Here is a 25174-nt window from a genome sequence, read left to right on the forward strand (position 1 = left end):
GACAGAGCCGCTGCCGACGGGCGTGTCCGCCGCCAGCGTGCGCTGGGGGCGTCAACTGCACAAGGCCGCGACGGACAGCGTCTGCAGTGTTCGGGGCAGGTTGACGGTTCCGCCACTGCTTCTGCCCCCTGATGCGCCATCGCGCAGCAACTGACCGAATTCCAACAAATCGAGCGAGGACCTACCCATGACTACTGGCGCATCGAACGACAACGCCGCGGCCAGCGCGGCAGCCCCCACGCCGCAGCGCATCGGCGTCCCCCGAGAGATCTTCCCGGGTGAAAAGCGCGTGGCCACCGTGCCAGACGTGGTGGCCAAACTGACAAAGCTGGGTTTTGGCGTGGTCGTGGAGACCGGCGCGGGTGATCTGGCCGACCTGTCCGATGCCGCCTACCGCGAAGCGGGCGCCAGCATCGCCGGCTCTGCGACCGAGCTGTGGAGCAGCGCCGACATCGTGTTCAAGGTGCGTCCGCCGACCGCCGACGAGGTGGCGCTGATGCACGAAGGGCAGACCCTGATCGGCTTCGTCTGGCCGGCGCAGAACCCGGAGTTGATGCAGCAGCTGGCGGCGAAAAAGGTCACCGTGCTGGCCATCGACGCGCTGCCGCGCACCCTCAGCCGCGCGCAGAAGATGGACGCGCTGACCTCCATGGCCGGCGTCAGCGGCTACCGCGCGGTGGTCGAGGCGGCCAACGCCTTCGGGCGCTTCTTCAATGGCCAGATCACCGCCGCGGGCAAGGTGCCGCCGGCCAAGGTGTTCATTGCCGGTGCCGGTGTGGCCGGCCTGGCCGCCATTGGTGCGGCGGCCAGCCTGGGCGCCATCGTGCGCGCCAACGACACCCGCGCCGAGGTGGCCGACCAGGTCGTCTCGCTGGGTGGCGAGTTCGTCAAGGTCGACTACGAGGAAGAGGGCTCGGGCGGCGGCGGCTACGCCAAGGTCATGAGCGAAGGCTTCCAGGCCGCGCAGCGCGAGATGTACGCGCAGCAGGCACGCGAGGTGGACATCATCATCACCACCGCGCTGATTCCGGGCAAGCCTGCACCCCGTCTGATCACGGCCGAGATGGTGCGCAGCATGAAGCCCGGCAGCGTGATCGTCGACATGGCGGCCGAACAGGGCGGCAACTGCGAACTCACCGAACCGGGCAAGGCCGTGGTCAAGCATGGCGTGACCATCGTCGGCTTCACCGACCTGGCCTCACGCATGGCACGCCAGTCGTCCACGCTTTATGGCACCAACCTGTTCCGCCTGACCGAAGAGCTGTGCAAGACCAAGGACGGCGTCATCAACGTCAACATGGACGACGATGCCATCCGTGGCCTGACCGTGATCAAGGACGGCGAGATCACCTGGCCGGCCCCGCCCATCGCCGCCGCTCCGAAGCCTGCGCCCAAGCCGGCCGCCGCAGCGGTTGAGAAGAAGAGCGGTCATGGGCACGGTCCCGGCGGCCCGATGCCCGCCAAGACGCTGGCCATCATCTTCGCCTTGGGGGCTCTGGCGTTCTGGGCCATCGGTTCGTTCGCGCCGGCCGCGTTCCTGGGCCACTTCACGGTGTTTGTGCTGGCCTGCTTCATCGGCTACATGGTGGTCTGGAACGTCACGCCCGCGCTGCACACGCCGCTGATGAGCGTGACCAACGCCATTTCCAGCATCATCGTCATAGGTGCGCTGATCCAGATCGCGCCACCTGATGCCGGTGCGAACGGTCGACCAGACCAGCTCATCCTCTGGCTCGCCTTCGCCGGCATCGTGCTGACCGCGATCAACATGTTCGGCGGCTTTGCCGTGACGCGCCGCATGCTGGCGATGTTCCAGAAGTAAGGACCCTGGGGACGGACCTTCGGCTCCGTCCCCGACCGATCAAGACAAGAAAGAGACGAGACACCCATGTCCCAAAGCCTTGCCACGGTGGCCTACCTCGGAGCCGCCATCCTGTTCATCCTCAGTCTGGGCGGCCTGTCCAACCCGGAATCGTCGCGCCGCGGCAATCTGTACGGCATGGTCGGCATGGCGCTGGCCGTGCTCGCCACGGTCTTCGGGCCGCGCGTTTCACCCGCCGGCATTCCCTGGATCGTCGGCGCGCTGGTGGTGGGCGGCAGCGTCGGCCTTTACGCCGCGAAAGCGGTCAAGATGACCCAGATGCCCGAGCTGGTCGCGCTGATGCACAGCCTGGTCGGTCTGGCCGCTTGCCTGGTCGGCTTCGCCAGCTATGTCGACACGTCGCTTCAACTCGAAGGTGCCGAGAAAGCCATCCACGAAGTCGAAATCTACTTGGGCATCCTCATCGGTGCGGTCACCTTCTCAGGTTCGCTGATTGCCTTCGGCAAGCTCAACGGAAAGATCGGCGGCAAGCCCCTGCTGCTGCCGGCGCGCCACTGGCTCAACCTGATCGCGCTGCTTGTGGTGATCTGGTACGGCCGCGAGTTCATCCGTGCCGAAAGCGTCGCCGACGGCATGACCCCGCTGATCATCATGACGGTGCTGGCGCTGCTGTTCGGCATCCACATGGTGATGGCCATCGGGGGAGCCGACATGCCGGTGGTCGTGTCCATGCTCAACAGCTACTCCGGCTGGGCGGCAGCCGCCACCGGCTTCATGCTCAGCAACGACCTGCTGATCGTCACCGGTGCGCTGGTCGGTTCATCGGGCGCCATCCTGTCCTACATCATGTGCAACGCGATGAACCGCAACTTCATCAGCGTGATCGCCGGTGGCTTCGGCAGTGGCGCAGGCGCGCCGGCCGCCAAGGCCGACGGCGCGGCCGCCGAGCCCCAGGGCGAGGTGACGCCCGTCAGCGCCACCGAGACCGCCGAGATGCTGCGCGAGGCCAAGAACGTGATCATCGTTCCCGGCTACGGCATGGCCGTCGCCCAGGCCCAGCACACGGTGTTCGAGATCACCCGCACCCTGCGCGAGAAGGGCGTGAACGTGCGCTTCGGCATTCACCCCGTGGCCGGCCGCATGCCAGGCCACATGAACGTGCTGCTGGCCGAAGCCAAGGTGCCCTACGACATCGTCTTCGAAATGGACGAACTCAACGAGGACTTTCCGGACACCGACGTGGCCATGGTCATCGGCGCCAACGACATCGTCAACCCGGCCGCGCAGGACGACCCGACCAGCCCGATCGCCGGCATGCCGGTGCTCGAAGTCTGGAAGGCCCGCACCAGCATCGTCATGAAGCGCTCCATGGCCAGCGGCTACGCGGGCGTGGACAACCCGCTGTTCTACAAGGACAACAACCGCATGCTGTTCGGCGACGCCAAGAAGATGCTCGACGAGATCCTGGTGGCGCTCAAGGGTTGATCGGACACAGTGTCGGGCCGGAAGGCCTGGCCCGACGTGGCGCTGGTGATCGGTGAACGACGTGGTGAACCCGGTCGCCCGCACCGACAAGACCAGCCCGATCTACGGCATGCCGATTCTCAATGCCGACAAGGCGCAGTACGTCATCGTGATCAAGCGCGGCAAGGGCGCCGGTTGTTCCGGCATCGAGAACGCGCTGTTCTTCGAGGACAACTGCTGCCTCTGCTACGGCTCGGCACAGGGCGGGGTGGCGGAAATGATCGACCATATCAAGGCCCTCAGCTGACCCGTCGTCGCTCCGGAAAAACCGCGTGTCCGCGAGAGCGGTACGCGTTTTTTTCATCCTGGCTGCCGGAAAACTGCTTGTGGGTGCGCGTCCGTCATATGACAATCAGCGCTATTCTTCCGCCCCGGTCCTTTTCGATGACCCCACAACAGATCGTCGGTCTCGCGGTCAGACTCTTCGCCGTCTGGCTGGGCGTCTGGGTGATCCAGATGTTCGGCATCGCGTATGCCTTGCGCGACAGCAGCAATGCCGACATGAACGAGCTGTACCTGATGTCCGCCGCGCTCTTTTCGGTCATTGCCGTGTTCATGTGGTTGTTCCCAATGGCGCTTGCGCATCGCCTCGTGCCGCGTACCCTGCACGACAATCGGCTCACGCTGAACGGGCAACAGGTGATCGTCGTTGCCTGCGTGACGGTCGGACTGGCGGTAATCGGGCTCAAGGCGCTCGAGCCCGCCCTGACCTATGCAATCAGCGCAGCGCACTTTGTGAGGAATGGCTATCAGTTGAGCAACCTGACCGCCGATGCACACGCAAGTGGAATCGCGGCACTGGCACAGCTGGCTGTCGGTGTGATCATGGTGACGCAGGCCCGTCGCTTAGCCGCCTTCATCCTGCCGCCACCGCCTGAAGCCGACGCCGACGAGAGCCAGTCAGCCTGAGCTTTCCGGGCTGATGGTTCTGCGTGCTGCTGCGGAGTACTCTTGGGATGCAGCAGAAGCAGATCACAACCCCCTCATCAAGGAGGCGCCATGCAAGACCCGATACTCGAACTCATCGTCAAGTTCGCTGAATCCGAAACCAAGATGGAAACGGCGGTCACGCTGGTGGTCGATGGCTTCCTGATTTCCGGTTTCGTCATCAGCCGGGCGCAGTACATGCAGCACCACATCCTGACCACCTCGATCGAACAGGGCATCAAGGACGCGCTGGCGGCGGGCACGCCGGCGGACGACGGTGCGCGTGCCTTCATCCATCTGCGTGACGCGATGTACTTCACGCCGGGACAGGACCCGGTGCCGGCCAACGAATCGGTCGTCTGCCGCATCGGTCTGGACCGCGTGTCGGCTTTCCACCTGGGCTTCCTCGAAAGCGTCTGAGTCCTGCGCGGTCCAGGCTGACGGACCGCTTGTGGCAATGCACAATCGCGGTCTGCATTCATCGGGCCGCGCACATGGCTGCACGTCAGTACCGCTACTACGACTGGGTCATGGTCGCCTTCGTGACCGTGCTGGTCTGTTCCAACCTGATCGGCCCAGCCAAGATCGCGCAGTTCGACGCGCCGCTGCTCGGCACGCTCACCTTCGGCGCCGGCGTGCTGTTCTTTCCGATCAGCTATGTGTTCGGCGACATCCTGACCGAGGTCTATGGTTACGCGCGTTCGCGTCGCGTGATCTGGACCGGTTTCGCCGCGCTGGCCTTCGCTTCGGCGATGGCCGCCGTGGTGGTGGCGCTGCCGCCAGCGCCGTTCTGGCACAACCAGCAGGCTTACGAAGTCGCCTTCGGTTCAGCGTGGCGCGTATCCATCGCGTCGCTGGTCGCCTTCTGCTGCGGCGAATTCGTCAATTCCTTCGTGCTGGCGAAAATGAAGCTGTGGATGGCCGGGCGCTGGCTGTGGATGCGCACCATCGGCTCGACGATCTTCGGCGAAGGCGTCGATTCGCTGCTGTTCTACCCGCTCGCCTTCTGGGGAACCGGCATCATTCCGGACGAACAGCTGCCGGCCGTCATGCTTGCCCAGTTCGTCGCCAAGGTCGGGGTCGAAGTCGCGTTCACGCCGCTCACCTATCGCATCGTCGCCTGGCTGAAGCGGGCCGAGAACGAGGACTACTATGACCGCGACACCGACTTCAACCCCTTCTCGCTGCGCGCCTGAGGCAAGCTCGCGCACACGCATCCGCATCGTCGGCATGAGTTGCCGGAAATGCGTGGCGGGCCTCGAAGGCGCTCTTGCTGCGCTGCCGGGCGTCCACCGTGTGACCGTGCATTTCGAACACGGCGACGCCGAGATCGAGCACGACGCGGCGCTCGCGCGGGAGCGGCTGCTGGAGACGGTCGAGGCAGCCGGTTACGACGCGGTCTGATCCGCGCTCAACGGCCGCCGCCGAAGCACAGGTACTTGATGTCGAGATACTCCTCGATGCCGTAGCGAGAACCTTCGCGACCGAAGCCTGACTGCTTGATGCCGCCGAACGGCGCCGCCTCGTTCGACAGCCGGCCGGTGTTGATGCCCACCATGCCGCACTCCAGTGCTTCGGCGACGCGCCACGCCCGGTCGATGTCGCGCGTGAAGAAGTAGCCGGCGAGACCGGCTTCCGTGTCGTTGGCGAGTGCGATCGCTTCGTCCTCGCGGTCGAAACGGAACACCGGCGCGAGCGGCCCGAAGGTTTCCTCGCGCGCCAGCGACATGTCCGGCCGGGCACCGACCAGTACCGTCGGTTCGAAGAAGTTGCCGCCGAGCGCATGACGGCGCCCGCCGCACAGTGCGGTGGCACCGCGCGCGATGGCGTCGGCCACCTGCTCCTCGACTCGCACGACCGCCGCGGCGCTGATCAGCGGGCCCTGCTGTACGCCGTCCTCGATGCCGTCGCCGACCTTGAGCTGCGCTGTCCGCGCGGCCAGTTGCGCGGCGAACGCGTCGTGTATGCCCGACTGCACGATGAAGCGGTTCACGCAGACGCAGGTCTGGCCGCTGTTGCGGTACTTGGCGGCGATGGCCGCGTCGACCGCGAGTTCCAGGTCGGCGTCGTCGAACACGATGAAGGGCGCATTGCCGCCCAGTTCGAGCGACAGTCTTTTCAGCGTCGGCGCGCACTGCGTCATCAACAGACGCCCGACCGCGGTCGATCCGGTGAAGGACAGCTTGCGCACCCACGGATGCGCGCACAGCTCGCCGCCGATGTCGGCCGGCTCGCCGGTGACGACATTAAGCACGCCGGGCGGAACGCCGGCGCGCTGGGCCAGATCGGCCAGCGCCAGCGCAGTCAGCGGTGTCGCCTCGGCCGGCTTGAGCACGACGGTGCACCCGGCAGCCAGCGCCGGCGCCGCCTTGCGCGTGATCATCGCGAGCGGGAAGTTCCACGGCGTGATCGCTGCGCAGACGCCGACCGGCTGTTTGATCACCAGCAGACGCTGGCCGGGATCCGGCGACGGGATGGTTTCACCGTAAGTGCGTTTCGCCTCCTCGGCGAACCATTCGACGAAGGAGGCGCCGTAGCGCACCTCGCCGCGCGCCTCGCTCAGCGGCTTGCCACCTTCGGCGGTGATCAGCCGTGCCAGATCGTCGGCGTGCTGGTTGATCAGCGCGAACCACGCACGCAGCCGGTGCGCGCGCTCGTGTGCGCCGAGCGCGCGCCAGGCGGGCTGTGCGCCGTGGGCGGCGTCGATGGCGCGCCGTGTTTCCGCGACACCGCAGCGCGGCACGGTCGCCAGCAGCGCACCGCTGGCCGGATTGCGTACTTCGATCACGCCTTCGTCGTCGGCGTGCGTCCAGAGGCCAGCGATCAGGCAGTGGGTGTGCAGCAGCGATGAATCGTTCAGCAGCATGGCATCGGGTCGGGCGTTGCGCAGGGAAGTACCTTGATTGTCCCAGCGAACGACGGTCGCGCACGCACGCTGGGATGAATTCCTACACGCGGCCCGGTCTCCGCCGACACGATGCGGCGTCCGTGCTCCGTACAGTGGCTGCACGACGCGGCAACGCGGCCACCGTCGAATCGCTTCCAGAGGAGATCGCCGATGAACAGCATGACGACAGAACTCGAACAGCCGATGCTCCGCCCCCCTGCCGACAACGACGACGTGCAGGCGCTGTGGGGCTGCGAATGCGCGCTGCCCTTCCTCATCCCGTCCTTGCAGCTGCCTGCAGCTGCCTGCCCGCTGCAGCGCTGACCACGGTCATGTGCGCGTCGAAGCGTCGCGGCCGGCCGCTGCTTGCGGCGCTGGCGATCTGCGCGGCCGGATGCGTGGCGTCGCTGCCGTCTGAGCGCACGCTGCAGACGAAGGCAGAAGGCCCGGCTCCGGCAGCGCACCAGGTGGTTGCGAAGATGGACGTGACCGGACCGCGCGGACGCCTTGACCACGATCAGCGCGCGCGGCTGATCGAGCGCATCGGGCGCGAGGGTGGTGCGTCGCCGCTGAAGCGCCAGCTCGCCGCGATGGCGGAATTCGGTGACGTGGACCTGTACGCAGGCAATGCCGCCCGTCTGCTGATCGACGGGCCGGCCACCTTCGATGCGATGTTCAGCGCGATCGCGCGTGCGCGCACTTCCATCCTGCTCGAAAGCTACATCATCGACGACGCGAAGATTGCGCAGGATCTCGCCGCGCTGCTGGTGCGCAAACGTGCCGAGGGCGTGTCGGTCGCGCTGATCCATGATGCGGTCGGCTCCATCGGTACCCGTGGCGACTATTTCGAAGTGCTGCGCGCGGCGGGCGTCGCCGTGTGCGAATTCAATCCGCTGTCGCCGCTGCGCAAGCGCCGTTACCAGGACATCACCCACCGCGATCATCGCAAGATTCTGGTGGTCGATCGGGACGTGGCCTACACCGGCGGCATCAACATCAGCGCCGTCTACGCTTCCGGTTCCTTCGGCCGACAGGCGCGCACTCCGGAATAGAACGGCTGGCGCGACACGCAGATCGAACTGCGCGGCCCGGCCGCCGCGGCGCTCGACGATCTGGTGCGCGACACCTGGCGCAGCCAGCACTGCGAGCCGGCGCTGCATTCGCCCATCGCGCCGGTGGCAGCAAAGGCCGCCGGCCCGCACGCCGTGCGCATCGTGCCGTCGTCGCCGGACGACGGGCAGAACCGCATCTACACCATGCTGCTGACCGCGATCGACGCCGCAAGCCGCAGCGTGCATCTGACCATGGCCTACTTCTCACCCGGACAGGACATGGTCGATGCGCTGGCCGACGCGGCACGACGCGGCGTCGATGTGCAGCTGGTGCTGCCGTCGGTCAGCGATTTCTCGCCGGTGCTGCATGCCGGCCGCAGCTACTACCAGGAACTGCTCGACGCCGGCGTGCGCATCCACGAACTGCAGGACGCGGTGCTGCACTCGAAGACGGCGGTCATCGACGGCGTGCTGTCGACGGTCGGCTCCAGCAATATGGACTGGCGCAGTTTCGTCGCCAACAACGAGGTCAATGCGGTGGTGTTCGGCGAGGACTTCGGCGACGCGATGACGCGCATGTTCGAGCGCGACGTCGCCGCGTCGCAGACCATCGACGCGCAGACCTGGCGCAGACGACCGCTGTGGCCGCGTCTGCAGGAGCGGGCGGCGCGGTTGTTCGAACGCTGGTGGTAGGCCGGCGCTGTCCTACACGGCGGACGGCGCTTGTCCGACGGGCCGGCCGATGCGTCCCCCCTAGACTGCAGTCATCGACTTGACGGATGCATGCGTGCCTGTCCGCACCGGGCACCGCCAGGATCGATTCCGTTCATTGCGCAGCGGTCGCAGCCGGCGACCAGCGTTCATCACAAGGGAGTCCCCATCATGCGTTCCAATCTCATGCTCGCCACCGCCTTCTCCGCCCTGGCTGCCCTGACCGTGCTGCCGGGCTGCGCCGTCACGCGCGACCAGTCCTCGGTCGGCGAGTACATCGACGACGCGACCGTCACCGCGTCGGTGAAGGCCAAGTTCGTTGAATCCAAGGCCGTCGACGCGTCGGCCATCAGCGTCGAAACGCTGAATGGCGAGGTCATGCTGTCCGGCTTCGCCAAGGACGCTACCGAGAAGGCCGAGGCCGAGCGCATCGCGCGCGGCGTCAAGGGCGCCAAATCGGTCAAGAACGCGATCCAGATTCGCGCCAAGCACGGCTGATGCTTGAGCGGGAACGCGGCGAGCCGGAGAGGCAGATGAGTGCGCGTTCCACCGCGGCAGGCCTGGCCTGCCGCCTCATCCTCGCCGCCTGCTGTCTGCTGGCCACGCTGTTCGCATGGAGCGAATGGCGTGGCTGGTTTTTTCTGGCGGAGCCGGCCGAGCGCTGGCTGACGGCTGCAACCGCGCGTCCGGTGGACCTTGGCGGACGCGACACCTTCGCGCTTCGACTTCTCGGTGGCATCGACCTTCGCGTCGACCGTCTGCGCATCGGCGGTCCGGAATGGGCGCCGCAGCCGGCGCTGATGGATGCCCGCGAAGCCCGTCTGAAGCTGCGTTACACGGACGTGTTCCGCATGTTGCGCGGTGCGCCGCTGCGCATCGAAAGCCTGGTTGCCGAAGGTCTGGACCTTCACCTCGTCCGCGGCGATGACGGCCGCGCCAGCTGGCAGTTCGAGCGAACGGACAATGAACCGGCCCGACCACTGCTGGATTGGGTGCAGCCCGCACGTGTCGAGGTGGCGCGGGGGCGACTCGTGGTCGACGACGCGCCGCTCGCGCTGGCCGTGACGGCGAACTTCTCGATGCGCGACGGCAGCGAGCGGGCCGGAGATGCGCGGGACGACCGTGGCATCCGGGCGAGCGTCGACGGCCGCTATCGCCAGTCGCTGCTGACGGCGACCCTGAGCACCGGATCCACGCTGCCCTGGTTGTCCGGCGAAGACGACGTGCCGGCAGTGCCGGTCACGCTGGCGCTGAAGCTTGGTCGTGCCGCACTGTCATTCGACGGTCGTGTGCAGGATCTGCTGACGCAGCGCGGACTGGACGGGCGCTACTCGGTGAGCGGCCCTTCGCTCGCGGCGCTGGGCGACGCCCTCGCAATGACCTTGCCATCGACCCCCGCGTTCTCGCTGCAGGGCAGACTGCAGCGCAAGCCCGATGCCTGGCAGACGGCGATCGACACCGCAAGGATCGGCCGCAGCCGGCTGGCCGGCCAGTTCCGCTATGAAACGGGGCGCGACCGGGTGCCCTGGTTGGGCGGCACACTGAATGGCAGCGTACTCTGGCTGGCCGATCTCGGCCCGGCGGTGGGCGTACCGGCGGGCGAGCAAGCCCCCGCGCGACGCAACGGACGCGTGTTGCCGGACCGCCGCTTCGATCTGCCGTCCTTGCGCGCCATGAACGCCGACGTACGCATCGACATCGAGCGCTTCGAATCGGGCAGCGACGCGCTGCAGGCGATCGCACCGTTGCGCGGCAGCCTGCGTCTTGCCGATGGCGTGCTCGACATCCGCGACATCGAAGCACGACTGGCGCACGGCTGGCTCACCGGTCGCATCGGTCTCGACGGACGTGCCGACATTGCGCAGTGGGACGTGCAGTTGCGCGGCGGCGGGCTGCGGCTGGAGGAGTGGATACGTCAGCCGCGCACCGCAGACGCGCCACCGTACGTCGCCGGACGCGTCGGCGGACGTATCGAGCTGCGCGGTCAGGGGCGGTCAACCGCCGAATTGCTGGCGTCGTCCGACGGTCATGCGGCGCTGGTGTGGACGCAGGGCCGCGTGTCGCACCTGGCGGTCGAAGCGGCCGGCATCGACGTCGCCCAGGCGCTGGGCGTCATGCTGAGCGGCGACGCCGCGCTGCCGGTGACCTGTGGTGTCGCTGATCTGCAGGCGCGCAAGGGTCGTGTGACGGTCGCGAGCGCGCGCGTCGACACGGCCGATTCGACGCTCGGCGTCGACGGTTCGCTGTCGCTGGTCGACGAAAGACTGGACCTGGTGGCGCGCGCTGCGCCGAAGGACGTCTCGCCGCTCAGCCTGCGCACGCCGGTGCGGATCACCGGCCGTTTCGCCCAGCCTGAGGTGTCGCTCGAAAAAGGCCCTCTGCTGGCCCGTCTGCTGCCGGCGGCGGCGCTGGCACTGGTGAACCCGCTGGCCGCGCTGCTGCCGCTGATCGATCCAGGCGACGACGACGCAAAGTCTGCCCTGACCCGCTGCAGCACGCCGTCCCGACGGTAAAACGCCGACGGCGAGTGTCAACCGAACAGGCCCAGCCCCATCAGCAAGGGCAGCGACAGCCAGAACAGCAGCGTGCTCCAGCCGATCAGCAGCGCCGACGCGGCGGCGTCGATCTTGAAGCGCTCGGCCAGCAGCAGCGAGGTCATGAAGGTGGGCGTGGCACACTCGACCAGCGAGGCACGCTGCGCCTCGTTCGGGGTGTCCGACACCAGCAGCACCAGCCCCCAGATCAGCAGCGGCGCGACCAGCAGCTTGACGCCGGAGGCGACCAGGATTTCGGTGCGCGGCACCAGGCGGCGCCACGGAATGGTCATGCCGAGCACGAAGATGATGACCGGAATCGCGGCCTGGCCGATGAAGCGTGCCGCCTGCACCAGCGGCGGGTAGGCCAGCCCGGTGTACTGGGCGCCGAGGCCGAGCACGAAAGCCCAGATCGGCGGCATCATCAGCACGGTGCGCAACACGTCCGGCCGCTCGCCTTCGGCGTGCGAACCGAGGCGGGTGGCGATCCACACGCCCAGCGTCCACACGAAGGGCATGGTCATGAACATGTCGTTGAAGATGGCGTAGCGCATCGCGCCGTTGCCGAAGAAGAACTCGAGTACCGGCGCACCGACGTTGAAGGTGTTGCCGAACATGCCGCCCAGCATGATGGCGGCCCGCGTGGTGTCGTGCAGGCCCGCACCCAGCCGCGTCTTCCACAGCAGCAGGTAGAGCAGGGCGCCGTTGGCCAGCGTGCCGAGGCCGACCAGGAAGGGCACGGTCAACAGGTCGAGGCTGATTGGCGTGCTGGCCGCCACGGCGAACAGGATGGCCGGGTAGAAAACGTAGAGCACCAGCCGGTTCAGCTGCGCGCGCAGCACGTCGGCATCGCGTCCTTCGCCCATGCGCGCCGCCCACCAGCCGCCGGCCGCCACCAGCAGCGACAGCGGCAGCATCACCTGCACCATCAGGCCGATCAGCGCGTTCATCCGTGCGATTCCGTCAGGTTGCGGCCGCCGGTTTCGCGGACGAAGCAGGCAGCGACGAAGCCGCCCAGCGCAGCCAGCGCGAGCACGCGTATGCCCATGGTCACCGCCTCGTGCGTCGCTTCGGCGATGGACGGCGAATACAGTTCGATCACCCAGCCGACCAGCGGCTGCAGCAAGGCGGCGCCCAGAAAGCAGCCGACATTGACCAGGCTGGTCGCCATGCCGGACAGCGCCGGTGGATTCACTTCCTTGGCACAGGCCCAGGTCAGCGAGAAGGCGGCAGCCGAGGCGCCGATCAGCGCGCACGCGGCATAGGTCGCCAGCGGCGGCAGCGCGCCGTCGGCCAGCGCGAAGGGCAGCCAGCCGGCGACATAGAGCGCGGCATAGCTCAGCATGACCGGCTTGCGTCGGCGCAGGTGGTCGGACAGCCGGCCGATCAACAGGCAGCTGCAGGCGAACACGACCAGCAGCAGCGTGGTGTGCTGCGCGGCGACCGCGCGTTCCATGCCGTGCGCCGCCATCAGATAGGGCACGCCCCACAGGCCGGCGAAGGAGAACAGGCTGCCGGCGATGCCGGCGTTGACGAACAGCCCCGGCCAGCTGGCGCGGTTGCGTGCGACCTGGCGCAGCCCGGCCCGCCAGTCACCGACCGGCAGCGGCGCATGCGCCGGCTTGCCGTCCAGCTCGCGCATGGTGGGCAGCCCGGCGTCCTCCGGCCGGTCGCGTACGCGCAGCCAGGTGACCAGTGCGAGCAGCATGGACAGCAGGCCCAGCGCCACGAACACCGTGCGCCACGACACCAGGGTCACCACCCAGGCCAGCGGCAGCGCCGCGCTCGCGGCGCCCAGATTGCCGATGAACATGGTGACGCCATTCAGCGTGGCGAAGCGGCTCTCGGGAAACCAGGCGGCGTTGATCTTGAGCAGGGCGATGAAGGGGAAGGACACGCCGAGGCCGACCAGCGTGCGGCCGATCACTGCGACCCACAGCGTGTCGGCCAGTGCGAAGGTGATCGAGCCGATGCCGGCGATGACGCCGCCGAGCGCAACGATGCGCCGCGGGCCGAGCGTGTCGGCGAGCACCCCGGTCGGGATCTGCATCACCATGTAGATCCAGAAATAGCTGGATGCCAGCGCGCCGAGCGAGGCCGGGCCGACGTTGAAGTCGCGCGCCAGTTCGCTGGCGATGGCGGCAGGTGCCGTTCGGTGGAAGAACACCAGCACATAGGCGCCGGCGAGCAGGAAGAAGGCTGTCCAGCGCAGGCGGATCAGCAGGCGGGTGTGTTCGGCGGAAAGCATCGGTCCGATTCTACGTTGCGGCCAAAAAAACGACGGCGCCGCAGCGCCGTCGTCGTCAGAACACCCTGATCTGTACCGTTGCGATCAGTTGTACAGATAGTTGGGCAGCCAGAGGCCGATGCCCGGGAACAGGTAGAGCAGGATCAGTGCAATCACCTGTATGCCCATGAAGGGCAGCATCCCGGCAAAGATCTGGTTCAGCGTCACGTGCGGCGGCGCCACGCCCTTCAGGTAGAAGGCCGACATCGCCACCGGCGGTGACAGGAAGGCCGTCTGCAGGTTGATCGCTACCAGCAGGCCGAAGAACAGCGGATCGATGTTGAAGTGCGCCAGCAGCGGGATGAAGATCGGCATGAAGATGACGATGATTTCGGTCCATTCCAGCGGCCAGCCCAGCACGAAGATGATGAACTGGGCCAGGATCATGAACTGGATCGGCGTCAGGTCCAGCGCCAGCACGAACTTCTCTACCAGCTCCTGTCCGCCCAGCAGCGCGAACGCGGCCGAGAAGATCGCGCTGCCGACGAACAGCCAGCACACCATGGCCGAGGTCTTGGCGGTCAGGAACACCGATTCCTTCACCACGCCGAAGTTGAGCTGGCCGTAGGCCGCCGCCAGCAGTGCGCCACCGAAGGCGCCGATCGCCGCGGCCTCGGTCGGCGTCGCCAGGCCGAACACGATGGTGCCGAGCACCGCCAGGATCAGGATGGCCAGCGGGAAGAAGGACGACAGCAGCATCTTGAAGATTTCCAGCCGCTCGAAGCTCAGCATCGCGTAGTAGGCGAACATCAGCACCGCACACACCGCAACCGCGATCCAGAAGCTGCGTGGCGCAGACTTCGCCTCGGCCACCTCTGCCGGCGCGGCCTTGGCCTCGGCGGCCGCCGGCTCAGCCAGCGACGGCGCAGCGGGCTCGGCGACGGTCGGCTCGACACCCGGCGGTTCCGCCAGATCTCCGCCGGTCGTCGGCGGTTCCGCGAGGCCGTCGGCTGCAGGCGGTTCCTGCAGTCCGCCGTCGTCGGCCGGCGGTTCGGCCAGATCGCCGCCCGAGTAGTCGCTGTCGAAGGACTGCAGGCTGTCGGGCAGCGCGTCGGCCACCGCGTCGGCCTTCGTGAGGTTGCCGTGTATGGACACCAGCGCCACCGCGACCGCGATCAGCGGCAGCAGCGTCACGAGCAGTTGGCGCATGATCGTGCCGGTGGCCACGCCGGCGTTGCGCGGGCCCTTGAGCGCAGCCAGCAGCGCCGGCAGTGCACGCTGGCCATACTGCTTCGCCACCCCTGCCGTCGACGGCGGCAGTTCGACGTGACGCTCCGCGTCCGGCAACGGCGGCGCCATGTCCGGGCGCAGCTTGGCCACCAGGATCACGTACAGCATATAGAGGGCGGCCAGCATCAGGCCCGGGAAGAAGGCGCCTGCATACAGCTTCACCACCGACACGCCGGCGGTCGCGCCATAGACGATGAGCATGACCGAAGGCGGGATCAGGATGCCCAGGCAGCCGCCGGCGGTGATCACGCCGGCCGACAGGCGCACGTCATAGCCGGCGCGCAGCATGGCGGGCAGCGCCAGCAGACCCATCAGCGTCACCACCGCACCGACGATGCCGGTGGCGGTGGCGAAGATGGCGCAGGTCACCAGCGTGGCGACCGCCAGCGAACCGGGCAGCCGGGCCATCGCCAGGTGCAGACTCTTGAACAGCTTCTCGATCAGATTGGCGCGTTCGACCAGATAGCCCATGAACACGAACAGCGGGATCGAGATCAGCACGTCGTTGGTCATGACCGAGAAGGCGCGCTGCACCATCAGGTCCAGCGTCTGCTGGGTGGCGATGTCCGGGTTCTGCATCCGGTAGGCCAGCCAGGAGAACAGCACCCCCATGCCCATCAGCGTGAAGGCGGTCGGGAAGCCGAGCATGATGGCCACCACCACCAGCGCCAGCATCAGCAGGCCGAGGTGGCCGCCGGTCCATTCGGACGGCGCCGGCATCAGGATGGCCGTGGCGGCGATGATGATCGCCATCAGGCCGAAGCCGAAACGGAGTTCCTTTCTCATTTGGACGCTCCTTCGCTGCCTTCAGGCAGATCGGCATGCACCATGTGGCGCAGTTTCTCGACATCGACCTCCTCGACGTCGTGCGTGCGCGACGGCCATTCGCCCTGCTGGATGCAGACGATGCAGCGCAGGATTTCGACCACGCCCTGCAGCATCAGCACCGCACCGGCCAGCGGGATGATGGCCTTGAACGGATAGATCGGCGGGCCATCGGAGGTGACCGACGAATGTTCGTTGATCGCCATCGACTCGCTGAAGAAGTCCCAGCCCGCCCAGCACAGCGCGAGCACGCCGGGGATGAAGAACAAGAAATAGAGAATGAGGTCCAGCGTGGCCTGCGTGCGCGGCCGGAAGAAGCCGTACAGCACGTCGCCGCGCACGTGGCCGCCAGTGGCGAGCGTGTAGGCACCGGCCATCATGAACAGCGTGCCGTAGAGCATGTAGGTGGCGTCGAACACCCAGGCGTGAGGCGAATTCAGCACGTAGCGCGAAAACACCTCCCAGGTGATGAGCAGCGTGAGCCCGACTATGGTCCACGCGAAGGCGTGACCGACCAGCGTGTTGAACTGGTCTACGCGCAGGAGAAGTTTCTGCATGGCATCAAGCGGACACCTGTGGGTGCCCGTCCTTTTCTTTTGGAGTCAAAAAAGCCGGCGCCCCTTTTGGAGACGCCGGCTCGTTTGCAGCGGTGCGGCCTCAGCCCTTCTTCGAGAAGAAGTGGTCGTAGGCCATTTTGAAATTCACCGTCGTGTCGTTCTGCCACTTCGCGGTGCGACGGGCGAAGGCGCGCTGCGATTCCAGCACCTTCTTGAACATCGGGTTCTCGGCCGCCTTCTTCTCGGTCACCTTGTCCCAGGCGGCGAGCTGCGCCTTCAGGATGGGGTCCGGCGTCTTGTAGAACTTGACGCCCTGCTTTTCCTGCATTTCCTGGTAGGCGGTGGAGTAGCGGTCGATCGCCTTCCACGACATTTCGGCCGAAGCGGCCGGCACCGCGTTGGCGATGATGGCGCGCAGGTCGGCCGGCAGCGACTCCAGACGCTTCTTGTTGAACAGGATTTCGAACTGTTCCGAGGCCTGGTGGAAGCTCTGCAGCATGCACACCTTGGACACGTCGGGGAAGCCGAGCACCTGGTCGGAGGCGGCGTTGTTGAACTCGGCAGCGTCGAGAAGGCCGCGGTCCATCGCCGGCACGATTTCACCGCCCGGCAGCGCATTGACCGACACACCCATGTCGGTGAATACGTCGATCGACAGGCCGACGGTGCGGAACTTCAGGCCCTTCATGTCCTCGGCCTTGGTGACCGGCTTCTTGAACCAGCCCAGCGGCTGGGTCGGCATCGGGCCGTACATGTAGGACACGACGTCCATGTTCAGGCTCTTGTAGATCTCGTCCAGCAGCGCCTTGCCGCCGCCGAACTCGTGCCAGGCCAGCAGCATGTTGGCGTCCATGCCGAAGGCCGGACCGGAGCCCCACAGCGCGAGCGCCGAATTCTTGCCGTACCAGTAGGCGATCACGCCATGGCCGCCGTCCAGCGTGCCCTTGTTGACCGCGTCCAGCAGATCGAAGGCCTTCACCACCGAGCCGGCGGGCAGCACGTCGATCTTGAGGCGGCCGCCGGACATGTCATTGACCAGCTTGGCGTAGTCCTGTGCGAATTCGTGGAAGATGTCCTTCGCCGGCCAGGTCGACTGGAAACGCAGGGTGACCGGGGACTGGGCGACGGAAATGCTGGGGAAGGCGATGGCGGCGGTACCGGCGGCGGTGCCTGCAGCCTTGGCCAGGAAGTTACGACGGCCCGACTGCGTCTTGTTCTGTTCAGACATGGTTGATGCTCCTCCTCGTGGTGGTGGGTGCTTCGTACTGTCCGCTACAGGGGGTTGCCCGCAACGGACAAAAAACGATGCCGCGCGATGCTAACCCTGCCGGGAATCCGTCACAAGGCGCACTGCAGCGTGACGCCGGAATGACCGTTTCCCGCGCTGCGGCGCGGCGGCGTGCGACCGCATGGCCGCGCGCATCCGGTGTCCGACACAAATGTATGCAGATCCTCGTCGCTGCCTGCGTCGGACTACTTGACGACGCCCCAGGCCTGCAGCCGCTGGAAGGCGAACTGGGCCTGCGCGTCCTTGCTGCCGCTGCGGATGTAGGCCGCGTAGTGCTGGCTGGCGGCGCGCTTGTCCTGCATCGTTTCGTAGGCCACGCCCTTCAGGAACAGCGTGGTCGGGTTGCCCGGCAGCACGCGGTCGTAGGCGTTGAAGGCGGCCAGCGCTTCCGGCGCCCGGCCCAGCGCCAGCTTGGACACGCCGCGCTGGTACATGGCCTGACCCTCGCCCGGATACACCTCGGCGGCGCGCGCGAAGTGGCGGTCGGCGTCGGCGTATTGCTTCTGCGCCAGCAGGCACTTGCCCATCAGCACATTGCCGCAGTAGTCGTCCGGCGCGACCTTGAGCGACTGCGCGAAGCGCGTTTCGGCGTCGTCCAGTGACTTCTTCGCCATCAGCGACTCGCCTTCCTGCTGCGACTTGATCGCCGGGGCGAGCTTGCGCAGGCCTGCCGTGTGGTCCATATAGCGCTCGCGCGACAGCTTCTTGTTGCGCAGGCTGCCGTAGGTGTCCAGCGCTTCCCGCTCGGCGGTGGCGTAGCGCTCGTCCGACATCGGGTGCGACGAGAACATGGTCTGCAGCAGGCTGGGCTTTTCCTTGTGCTGGCTGCGCAGCATGTCCATCAGGTTCACCATGCCGTCCGGGTTGTAGCCGGCGCGCGTCATGTACTCCATCCCCAGTGCGTCGGCCTGTCGTTCGTCGGCGCGCGAATAGCCGGCCAGCAGCGCGCTGGCACCGACCTGGGTGGCGATGTTGGCGAGCGGTGCTGCGCCGCGGTAGTCAGACATCGCCACCGCGACATTGACCGCCGTCGCGCCGACCTGGGCCATCATCGTGCGCCCGGCCTGCTTGGCGCTGTGGCGCGCGTTCACGTGTCCGGTCTCGTGGCCGAGCAGGGCCGCCAGCTCGTCCTCACTGTCCATGTCCAGCATGATGCCGCGCGTGCACGCCATGCTGCCGCCGGGGAAGGTGTAGGCGTTGATGTAATTGGCGTTCACGACGCGCGCGCTGTAGGGCACATCGGGCCGATGCGTGTTCTTGGCCAGTGACAGTTCGATGTCGTTCACGTAGCGGTTCAGTTCGGCGTCCTGAACTGCGCCGTAGTCGGACGAGAACTGCTGCGGCGAGTGCTTGCGGTCGATGCCGATCTCGTCCTGCTCGGACAGGCCGACCAGCACCTGCTGGCCGGTGATCGGGTCGGTGGCACAGCCGGAAAGCTGCGGCAGCGTCACTGCGGCGCCGGCGATGCCGGACAGCCACAGGAAGTCGCGGCGGCTCATTTCGCGGCGGAAAAAGCGGTCGTGAGACATGGTCGTCGTCCTTCGTTGAGGTCTTCAGCGATAACGCCGGAAGATCGCCGCCGCTGACAGGGCAAGGTCGCGCCGGCGCTTTGTCCTGATCAGGCCGGTTCGGCGTGTTCCACCATCAGCTGCACCCGGCGCACGCCCTGGTACTCGTTGATGTCCAGCCGGTAGGCTGCGGTCACCCGCGCCGGCAGCGGTTCGGCGCGGTTGAACCATATTGCGTCGAACACGTTACCGTCCTTCGCCAGCGACAGCTTCAGGTGCTTGTCCTTCAGCAGGCGCTGGTTGCGCACTTCGAAATGGTCGCTGAATACCGGCGGCGGGAAGCCCTGGCCCCAGGTTTCGGCTTCCATCAGTGTCGCCGCGTGCAGGTTCATCAGCGACGCTTCGAGCGCGCCGTCGGTCTCTATGGTGCGGGTGAGCGCCGAAGGTTCCACCATGTCGGCGACTGCCTGTTCGAAGGCGTCACGGAAGCGCTCGAAATCGTGCTCGTGCACGGTCAGGCCGGCCGCCATCGCGTGGCCGCCGAAGCGGATGAGCAGGCCCGGTTCGCGCTTGGACACCAGATCGAGCGCGTCGCGCAGGTGCAGGCCGGGTATCGAGCGGCCGGAGCCCTTGATTTCGCCCTCGTTGCCGCGCGCGAAGGCGATGGTCGGCCGGTGCGCGCGCTCCTTGACGCGCGAGGCGACGATGCCGATCACGCCCTGGTGCCAGTCCGGGTGGAACAGCGCCAGCGATTTCGATTCGCCGATGTCGATGCCGGCCAGCTGCGCTTCCGCCTCTTCCTGCATGCCCTGTTCGATCTCGCGCCGCTCTCGGTTCATCGCGTCCAGCTGCTGCGCCAGCGACAGCGCGCGCGCGAAGTCGTCGGTGATCAGGCATTCGATGCCGAGCGACATGTCGGACAGCCGGCCGGCCGCATTCAGGCGCGGGCCGATGGCGAAGCCGAGATCGAAGGAGGTGGCGCGCTCCGGCTCGCGGCCGGCGGCGGCGAACAGTGCGCGCAGGCCCGGCGTGAGCTTGCCGCCGCGGATGCGCTGCATGCCCTGGGTCACCAGCACGCGGTTGTTGTGGTCCAGCTTCACCACGTCGGCCACCGTGCCGAGCGCGACCAGGTCGAGCAGATTGCCGAGGTTGGGCTCCTCGCGGCCGGCGAAGGCGCCGCGCCGGCGCAGTTCGGCGCGCAGCGCCAGCATGACGTAGAACATGACGCCGCAGCCGGCAATGGCCTTGCTCGGGAAGGCGCAGCCCGGCTGGTTCGGGTTGACGATGACGTCGGCCAGCGGCAGTTCGTCGCCCGGCAGGTGATGGTCAGTCACCAGCACCGATACGCCCAGTTCGTTGGCACGCGCCACGCCCTCGACGCTGGCGATGCCGTTGTCCACCGTGATGATGATGTCCGGCTCCGCGTGCGCGGCGAGATCGACGATTTCCGGCGTCAGCCCGTAGCCGTACTCGAAGCGGTTAGGCACCAGATAGCTCACGTTGGCGCCCATCGCCCGCAGCGCGCGGATGCCGAGGGCGCAGGCGGTGGCGCCGTCGCAGTCGTAGTCGGCGACGATGAGCAGGCGCGCGTCGGCCTCGATCGCGTCGGCCAGCATCTGCGCCGCTTCGGCGGTGCCGGTCAGCGCGTCCGGCGGCAGCAGCGCCTTCAGCGAATAGTCGATCTGGCTGCGGTCCTGCACGCCGCGCGCGGCGTAGAGCCGGGCCAGCAGCGGATGGATGCCCTGCTGTTCGAGCAGCGCAGAACTGCGCGCCGGGATGGGGCGGTTGAGGATGAGGGTCACTGGTTTTCTAGGGGCTAGGGGCTAGGGGTCAGGGGGAGCGGGCGGCGCCAGAATTTCCACAGGTCGCGGCGTTCGGTGGTTACGGCGACGGCGGCTTCGTCGCCGCTGAGGCGCACGGTGACCGACTGCACGTCGCCGCGGCGCAGCGCGTCGAGCGCCGGCGCGATCCAGTCGCGGTCGAGTGCTTCGACCGCCTCAGTCCACGCTGCGGCGTCCAGGTAAAGGGCCGGTGCAAGCGCGTGCTGCAGCAGCACGAGATTGCCTTCCTGCAGCGCGACGCCGGTCTTGTCCGGCAGCGGCGCGGCGCGCACGCCGGCGGCGTGCGCCAGGCCGTGCGCCAGCGCGTCGTCCGCCCACAGCTGCATGCAGGGAATGTCGGCCCGTACCGGCAGGCTGCCGGCGCCCCAGAACCACAGACTGTTGATGGCCGGCCGGCCCGCTTCTTCGCGTGCGACGTTGACCGGGTGGGCGTGGAACAGCATCTGTGTCTCGTTCATCCACTGGCGCAGCTTCGCGCCGTCGCGGCCGGCTGGCATCGAGGCGTCGATCTTGCGCCCGAGCGCGGCGCCCGGCGGCACCGTGTCGACGTCCAGCGGCTCCAGCAGCGACAGGTGGCCGTGGCCGCCGGCCGGCAGGTGCAGCCAGCCGACATTGGCGAAGTGGGCGTTCCACGACGCGGCCAGCGCGGCGGCCTCCTGCGCGTCCGGGGCGACGTCCGGGCGGTCGGTCAGCATCAGTGCGTCGCGCGCGAAGCGCAGATGGGTAGCGTCGGCCGCCAGCCAGCAGCGGGTGTCGGCCGGCTCGCCGGTGCCGGCCCAGCGCAGCGCGCCGAGCGGCGCCCGCTCGTCGAGGCCGAACAGCTCGGCCAGCAGGTGTTCGGGCGCCCGCGCGGCCCGTGAGGTCCGGCGACCTCGGCCCAGCAGCAGCGACAGCGCCGGGGTGCGGGGGGGCGGCAGCGGTGAAGTCGACGGCCAGAGCAGGCCGGGGAGGACGAGATGCAGGGACATGGCCGGGAGTTTACCCGGCTTGCGGCACGCCGCGCGGGGGACTGGCCGGTGCCCGGTCGGCGCAATCCGACACGGCGCTGCCGCATCATCCCTGGCGGGCGCGCGGCCGCCATCCGGTACCATGCCGACCCCATGAACTACGAAATCCTGCTCGGCCTGCGCTATGTGCGGGCGAAACGGCGCAACGGCTTCATTTCCTTCATTTCCCTGATCTCCACCTTCGGGCTGGCGCTCGGGGTGGCAGCGCTGATCACCGTGCTGTCGGTGATGAACGGCTTCCAGAAGGAGTTGCGCACCCGCATCCTCGGCGTCGCCTCGCACATCCAGGTGACCGGCTACGACAATGAGCTGGCCGACTGGCAGCAGGTGGCCGACGCCGTGTTGAAGAATCCCGAGGTCAAGGCAGCCGCGCCCTATGTCAGCGAACAGGCCATGCTGTCCTTCGACCAGACAGTGCGCGGTGCCATGGTGCGCGGCGTGCTGCCGGCGGCCGAGGACGGCGTGGCCGACTTCAGCCAGCACATGCGCGCCGGCAAGCTCACCGATCTGCAGCCCGGCGGCTATGGCGTGGTGCTGGGCATCGAACTGGCGCGCGCGCTGCAGGTGCAGTTGGGCGACAAGGTGACGCTGATCGCGCCGCAGGGGCTGGTGACGCCGGCCGCCGTGCTGCCGCGGCTCAAGCAGTTCACCGTGGTCGGCGTGTTCGAGGCGGGCCATTTCGAGTACGACGCCAGCCTCGCGCTGATCCACATGCAGGACGCGCAGACGCTGTACCGGATGGAAGACCGCGTGTCCGGCGTGCGGCTCAAGCTGGGCGACCTGTTCGACGCGCCGCGCGTGGCGCGCGAACTGCACGCCCAGCTGTCCGGTCAGGAGCTGCTGGTCGGCGACTGGACCCGCCAGCACGCCAACTTCTTCCGCGCCATCGCGATCGAGAAGAACATGATGTTCATCATCCTGTCGCTCATCGTCGCGGTGGCGGCCTTCAACATCGTGTCCATGCTCATCATGGTGGTGACCGACAAGCAGGCCGACATCGCCATCCTGCGCACGCTGGGCGCCAGCCCGGCCAGCATGATGGCGGTATTCGTCGTGCAGGGCGCCATCATCGGCGGCTTCGGCCTGCTGCTCGGCGTCGCCGGCGGCGTGCTGCTGGCGGCCAATCTCGACGTCGTGGTGCCGGCCATCGAGAAGATCGTCGGCGTGTCGCTGTGGTCGTCCGAGGTGTATTTCATTCCCGAACTGCCGTCGGAAATCCTGATGAGCGACGTGGTGACGGTGACGCTGATCGGCGGCGTGCTGACCCTGGTCGCCACGCTGTACCCGAGCTGGCGCGCGTCGCGCGTGCAACCGGCGGAGGCGCTGCGCTATGAGTGACATCGTGCTCAGTGACATCGTGATGAGCTGCCGTGGGCTGACCAAGGTTTTCCACCAGGGCAAGGTCGAGGTGCCGGTGCTGTCCGGCGTCGATCTGGACGTGATGCGCGGCGAGCGCGTGGCCATCGTCGGCGCCAGCGGCTCCGGCAAGAGCACGCTGCTGCATCTGCTGGGCGGGCTCGACGTGCCGACCGCGGGCAGCGTGACGCTGCTCGGTCAGGACTATTCCTCGCTCGGCGAGGCGGCGCGCGGCAGTTTGCGCAACCGCGCGCTGGGTTTCGTCTACCAGTTCCACCACCTGCTGGCCGAGTTTTCGGCGCTGGACAACGTGGCGATGCCGCTGATGATCCGCCGGCAGACGCGCGCCCAGGCGCGCGAAGCCGCGGCGGCCATGCTGGCCGAAGTCGGGCTGGCGCATCGGGTCGAGCACCAGCCGGGTGAACTGTCGGGCGGCGAGCGCCAGCGCGTCGCCATCGCGCGCGCGCTGGTGACGCAGCCGGCCTGCGTGCTGGCCGACGAACCGACCGGCAATCTCGACAGCAGGACGGCCGATGGCGTGTTCGACCTGATGCTGACGCTGAGCCGCACGCGCGGCACCAGCTTCGTCATCGTCACCCACGACGAGCGGCTGGCGGCGCGCACCGACCGCACGGTGCGGCTGGTGGACGGCCGGTTCTGAGCGGTTCTGCGGCGGCCTTGCGGGAAGGCCGCAGACGCGCCTTCTGTGGCAGCGGCCTTGGCCGCGACACGGCCTCCGCCTCCGCGGGCTTCGATAAAGGCGGCTGTCGGGGTCAGAAGACCCCTCCCACAAAACCCTGCGCAGGCTCGGGTCGTGGACTAGGCGCATCACCCCTGTGGGAGCGGTCTTCTGACCGCGACACGGCGGGCGAAGGTGCGCGGCGCTACGGCTGCGCGCTGCCCCACAAGGCCGCGCGCAGATCGGCGTCGGCGATCTCGTCCAGCCGCAGCCGCACCGTCATCGCGAACGCTTCCGACGCGCGACCCGACCTGAGCACGGCGATCTGCACGCGCAGTTCGTCGATCAGCGCCCACTCCGCGTCCGGCAGCAGCGCGCGCGTGTCCGGTGCCATCCGCGTGCGGGCGTCGAGGTCACCGCCGAAGCGCTGGTAGAGCGCGAACTGCTCTGGCGTCAGCATCCGGATGTCTTCCGTCTTTCGGCCCGGCGGCGCCAGTTGCGCACCAGGTGCCAGCGCCAGCTGCCGAGCACGGCGACATAGCCGAGTCCGGCCAGCGTCAGCGCCAGCAGCGGCAGTCCGATCAGCAGCGGCTCGCCGAGCGCGAAGAACCAGTCGGCCAGCGCGTGCATCCATCCGCTGAAACCGGCGTCGTCCGGAATGACCGGCGCGTGAAACTGCGCGCCCTCCGGCATCTGCAGACCGAGCAGCGGCATCACCAGCCGGCCGTAGGCCCAGGCGACCGCGTACAGCGGCACGATGGTGAGCGGGTTGCTGTAGAAGGTGACCACCATCGCCAGCGGCAGGTTCACCCGCAACAGCACCGACAGCAGGGCGGCGCTCAGGATCTGCAGCGGACCGGGGATCAGTCCGGCGAACAGGCCGACCGCGACGCCGCCGGCGCAGCTGTGTCGGTTCAGCCGCCACAGGCGCGGGTGGCCCAGCGTATCGGCAAAAGGCGCCAGCCAGCGGTTGCGGCGCAGGCTTTCGGTGTCGGGCAGGTAACTGCGGATGATCTTTTTCATGGGTGGGGGCGGGTCGTCGCGCACAGCGTAGCGTCAAGACGAGCCGACGGGGCGTGGCCGACGTCGCATCCTGCCTGCTCTGGATCGGCGCCGCGAGCGGAGGTTCCGGCCGTGCG

25 protein-coding genes are annotated in these 25174 nt (G+C 67.6%); 14 read left to right on the top strand and 11 right to left on the bottom strand.

The window, feature by feature from the left end; all coding sequences use genetic code 11:
• The first annotated feature begins 187 nt into the window (after positions 1-187).
• The 7 genes from METFAM1_RS0118670 to METFAM1_RS20705 all read left to right on the top strand — a co-directional run bounded on the left by METFAM1_RS0118670 (position 188) and on the right by METFAM1_RS20705 (position 5677).
• Positions 188-1822: a Re/Si-specific NAD(P)(+) transhydrogenase subunit alpha gene (locus METFAM1_RS0118670; protein ID WP_019917047.1), complete on the top strand. Its 1635-nt coding sequence runs from the start codon at positions 188-190 to the stop codon at positions 1820-1822.
• Between the two features lie 66 nt (positions 1823-1888).
• Positions 1889-3307, top strand: a complete 1419-nt coding sequence (gene pntB / locus METFAM1_RS0118675) for a Re/Si-specific NAD(P)(+) transhydrogenase subunit beta (RefSeq protein ID WP_019917048.1) — start codon at positions 1889-1891, stop codon at positions 3305-3307.
• A gap of 52 nt (positions 3308-3359) precedes the next feature.
• The gene (locus METFAM1_RS0118680; RefSeq protein ID WP_019917049.1) at positions 3360-3593 is read left to right on the top strand and encodes an NAD(P)(+) transhydrogenase (Re/Si-specific) subunit beta; all 234 of its coding nucleotides are present in this window, start codon (positions 3360-3362) and stop codon (positions 3591-3593) included.
• A 137-nt stretch (positions 3594-3730) separates the two neighbouring features.
• Complete coding sequence (locus METFAM1_RS0118685; protein WP_019917050.1) at positions 3731-4255, top strand: hypothetical protein; 525 nt, start codon at positions 3731-3733, stop codon at positions 4253-4255.
• A 90-nt stretch (positions 4256-4345) separates the two neighbouring features.
• Entirely contained in the window at positions 4346-4693 is a 348-nt protein-coding gene (locus METFAM1_RS0118690; protein ID WP_019917051.1) for a GvpU-like protein, read from the top strand.
• Positions 4694-4767: 74 nt separating this feature from the next.
• Positions 4768-5469: a queuosine precursor transporter gene (locus tag METFAM1_RS0118695; RefSeq protein ID WP_019917053.1), complete on the top strand. Its 702-nt coding sequence runs from the start codon at positions 4768-4770 to the stop codon at positions 5467-5469.
• Between the two features lie 19 nt (positions 5470-5488).
• A complete protein-coding gene (locus METFAM1_RS20705; protein ID WP_027490961.1) occupies positions 5489-5677 on the top strand; it encodes a heavy-metal-associated domain-containing protein in 189 nt (62 codons plus the stop codon).
• A 7-nt stretch (positions 5678-5684) separates the two neighbouring features.
• Here the strand turns inward: METFAM1_RS20705 and METFAM1_RS0118705 are convergent, their stop codons facing one another.
• On the bottom strand, positions 5685-7139 hold the full coding sequence (locus METFAM1_RS0118705) for an NAD-dependent succinate-semialdehyde dehydrogenase (protein WP_019917055.1): 1455 nt from the start codon (positions 7137-7139) through the stop codon (positions 5685-5687).
• Between the two features lie 192 nt (positions 7140-7331).
• Here METFAM1_RS0118705 and METFAM1_RS21095 point away from each other — a divergent pair, with 192 nt between their 5' ends.
• The 5 genes from METFAM1_RS21095 to METFAM1_RS0118725 all read left to right on the top strand — a co-directional run bounded on the left by METFAM1_RS21095 (position 7332) and on the right by METFAM1_RS0118725 (position 11436).
• A complete protein-coding gene (locus tag METFAM1_RS21095; RefSeq protein ID WP_019917056.1) occupies positions 7332-7484 on the top strand; it encodes a hypothetical protein in 153 nt (50 codons plus the stop codon).
• Between the two features lie 8 nt (positions 7485-7492).
• Positions 7493-8212, top strand: a complete 720-nt coding sequence (locus tag METFAM1_RS21100) for a phospholipase D-like domain-containing protein (protein WP_019917057.1) — start codon at positions 7493-7495, stop codon at positions 8210-8212.
• A gap of 63 nt (positions 8213-8275) precedes the next feature.
• The gene (locus METFAM1_RS21105) at positions 8276-8905 is read left to right on the top strand and encodes a phospholipase D-like domain-containing protein (protein ID WP_019917058.1); all 630 of its coding nucleotides are present in this window, start codon (positions 8276-8278) and stop codon (positions 8903-8905) included.
• Between the two features lie 189 nt (positions 8906-9094).
• Positions 9095-9421, top strand: coding sequence for a BON domain-containing protein (locus METFAM1_RS0118720; protein WP_019917059.1), 327 nt, complete (start codon positions 9095-9097; stop codon positions 9419-9421).
• Between the two features lie 35 nt (positions 9422-9456).
• The gene (locus METFAM1_RS0118725; RefSeq protein ID WP_024300845.1) at positions 9457-11436 is read left to right on the top strand and encodes an AsmA family protein; all 1980 of its coding nucleotides are present in this window, start codon (positions 9457-9459) and stop codon (positions 11434-11436) included.
• Positions 11437-11453: 17 nt separating this feature from the next.
• Here the strand turns inward: METFAM1_RS0118725 and METFAM1_RS0118730 are convergent, their stop codons facing one another.
• From METFAM1_RS0118730 to METFAM1_RS0118765, 8 genes are all read right to left on the bottom strand, one after another.
• Positions 11454-12407: an AEC family transporter gene (locus METFAM1_RS0118730; protein ID WP_019917061.1), complete on the bottom strand. Its 954-nt coding sequence runs from the start codon at positions 12405-12407 to the stop codon at positions 11454-11456.
• Complete coding sequence (locus METFAM1_RS0118735) at positions 12404-13705, bottom strand: MFS transporter (RefSeq protein ID WP_019917062.1); 1302 nt, start codon at positions 13703-13705, stop codon at positions 12404-12406. The genes METFAM1_RS0118730 and METFAM1_RS0118735 overlap by 4 nt, the downstream gene beginning before the upstream one ends.
• A gap of 84 nt (positions 13706-13789) precedes the next feature.
• Entirely contained in the window at positions 13790-15760 is a 1971-nt protein-coding gene (locus METFAM1_RS0118740) for a TRAP transporter large permease (protein WP_019917063.1), read from the bottom strand.
• Positions 15757-16356 carry a TRAP transporter small permease subunit gene (locus tag METFAM1_RS0118745; RefSeq protein ID WP_019917064.1) on the bottom strand — a complete coding sequence of 200 codons (600 nt, stop codon included), beginning with the start codon at positions 16354-16356 and terminating at the stop codon, positions 15757-15759. Before METFAM1_RS0118745 ends, METFAM1_RS0118740 begins: the two co-directional genes overlap by 4 nt.
• 100 nt (positions 16357-16456) lie before the next feature.
• Positions 16457-17584 (bottom strand): TRAP transporter substrate-binding protein, encoded by a 1128-nt coding sequence (locus METFAM1_RS0118750; RefSeq protein WP_019917066.1) that lies wholly within the window; start codon positions 17582-17584, stop codon positions 16457-16459.
• A 245-nt stretch (positions 17585-17829) separates the two neighbouring features.
• Positions 17830-19173, bottom strand: coding sequence for a M48 family metalloprotease (locus METFAM1_RS0118755; RefSeq protein ID WP_019917068.1), 1344 nt, complete (start codon positions 19171-19173; stop codon positions 17830-17832).
• 89 nt (positions 19174-19262) lie between these two features.
• The gene (gene recJ, locus METFAM1_RS0118760; RefSeq protein ID WP_019917069.1) at positions 19263-20954 is read right to left on the bottom strand and encodes a single-stranded-DNA-specific exonuclease RecJ; all 1692 of its coding nucleotides are present in this window, start codon (positions 20952-20954) and stop codon (positions 19263-19265) included.
• A 14-nt stretch (positions 20955-20968) separates the two neighbouring features.
• Entirely contained in the window at positions 20969-21961 is a 993-nt protein-coding gene (locus tag METFAM1_RS0118765) for a hypothetical protein (RefSeq protein ID WP_019917070.1), read from the bottom strand.
• A gap of 132 nt (positions 21962-22093) precedes the next feature.
• On the opposite strand from METFAM1_RS0118765, the gene METFAM1_RS0118770 reads away from it, so the two are divergent.
• Together METFAM1_RS0118770 and lolD are read left to right on the top strand one after the other, a co-directional pair.
• Positions 22094-23338, top strand: a complete 1245-nt coding sequence (locus METFAM1_RS0118770) for a lipoprotein-releasing ABC transporter permease subunit (RefSeq protein WP_019917071.1) — start codon at positions 22094-22096, stop codon at positions 23336-23338.
• The gene (gene lolD, locus METFAM1_RS0118775; RefSeq protein ID WP_019917072.1) at positions 23331-24017 is read left to right on the top strand and encodes a lipoprotein-releasing ABC transporter ATP-binding protein LolD; all 687 of its coding nucleotides are present in this window, start codon (positions 23331-23333) and stop codon (positions 24015-24017) included. Before METFAM1_RS0118770 ends, lolD begins: the two co-directional genes overlap by 8 nt.
• A gap of 223 nt (positions 24018-24240) precedes the next feature.
• Here lolD and METFAM1_RS0118780 read toward each other — a convergent pair whose 3' ends face one another.
• Positions 24241-24495, bottom strand: a complete 255-nt coding sequence (locus tag METFAM1_RS0118780) for a hypothetical protein (protein ID WP_019917073.1) — start codon at positions 24493-24495, stop codon at positions 24241-24243.
• A complete protein-coding gene (locus tag METFAM1_RS0118785; RefSeq protein ID WP_019917074.1) occupies positions 24489-25058 on the bottom strand; it encodes a DUF2062 domain-containing protein in 570 nt (189 codons plus the stop codon). Before METFAM1_RS0118785 ends, METFAM1_RS0118780 begins: the two co-directional genes overlap by 7 nt.
• Positions 25059-25174: the final 116 nt, after the last annotated feature.

Source organism: Methyloversatilis discipulorum (assembly GCF_000527135.1).
Taxonomy (GTDB): domain Bacteria; phylum Pseudomonadota; class Gammaproteobacteria; order Burkholderiales; family Rhodocyclaceae; genus Methyloversatilis; species Methyloversatilis discipulorum.